The 1,135-nt window shown below is 69.9% G+C and carries 1 protein-coding gene; it reads right to left on the bottom strand.

Annotated features, from left to right (window positions below):
- Positions 1-1,015, bottom strand: a 1,015-nt coding sequence (gene gdhA / locus G3I78_RS46315; RefSeq protein ID WP_164436534.1) for an NADP-specific glutamate dehydrogenase, incomplete at its 3' end; no start/stop codon positions are given.
- Positions 1,016-1,135 lie beyond the last annotated feature (120 nt).

The raw sequence follows: 1,135 nt of genomic DNA on the forward strand, positions 1-1,135 counted from the left end.
CGACGAGCTGCTTCGCCGCGCTCTCGTCGAGCTCGTTCTGCGTCGCGCACGGCAGCGCGACGTCGCACGGCACGTCCCAGATGGAGCCGTCGGTGACGACGCGCGCCCCGTGCCGACGGGCCGCGTAGTCGGCGACGCGGCCGCGCTCGACCTCCTTGACCTGCTTCAGCAGGGCGAGGTCGATGCCCTTGTCGTCGACGACGTAGCCGTGCGAGTCCGAGCAGGTCAGGGGGTTCGCGCCGAGCTGCTGGAGCTTCTCGATGGTGTACAGCGCCACATTGCCCGAGCCGGAGACCACCGCCGACAGGCCGTCCAGCGACTCGCCCCGCACCTTCAGCATCTCGGCGGCGAACAGGACGCTGCCGTAGCCGGTGCCCTGCGGCCGGATCGCGGAGCCGCCCCAGCCCGCTCCCTTGCCGGTCAGGACCCCGGCCTCCCAGCGGTTGGTGATGCGCCGGTACTGGCCGAACAGGTAGCCGATCTCACGGCCGCCGACGCCGATGTCCCCCGCCGGCACGTCGGTGTGCTCGCCGATGTGCCGGTGCAGCTCGGTCATGAACGACTGGCAGAAGCGCATGACCTCGGCGTCCGAGCGGCCGCGCGGGTCGAAGTCGCTGCCGCCCTTGCCACCGCCCATGCTCAGCCAGGTCAGCGCGTTCTTGAAAATCTGCTCGAAGCCGACGAACTTCACCACGCCGATGTCGACGGACGGGTGGAAGCGCAGGCCGCCCTTGTACGGGCCCAGCGCGCTGTTGAACTCGACGCGGAAGCCGCGGTTGACGTGGACCCGGCCGCGGTCGTCCTGCCACGGCACCCGGAACACGATCTGCCGCTCCGGCTCCGTCAGCCGCTCGACCAACGCCACCGCAGGATCCGCGTACTCGGGCCGGGCGGCGAAAACGGGTGCCAGGGTCTCCAGGACCTCCCGCACCGCCTGGTGGAACTCCGGCTGAGCGGGGTTGCGGCGCTCGATCTCCGCCCGCAGTGCTTCCAGCCTGTCCTTCGAGTCCTTCACGTGTGTCCTCCAGGGAGTGCGCGGTGCTTAGACGACGGCAGGTGCATGCATGGTGCCAGCAGGTCCGCGAATACCGGTCGTTTCCGAGCGGAGTGTGTCCAGGACGCGCAATTTTCGCGG

Origin of the sequence: Streptomyces sp. SID13726 (assembly GCF_010548375.1) — a bacterium.
Classification (GTDB): domain Bacteria; phylum Actinomycetota; class Actinomycetes; order Streptomycetales; family Streptomycetaceae; genus Streptomyces.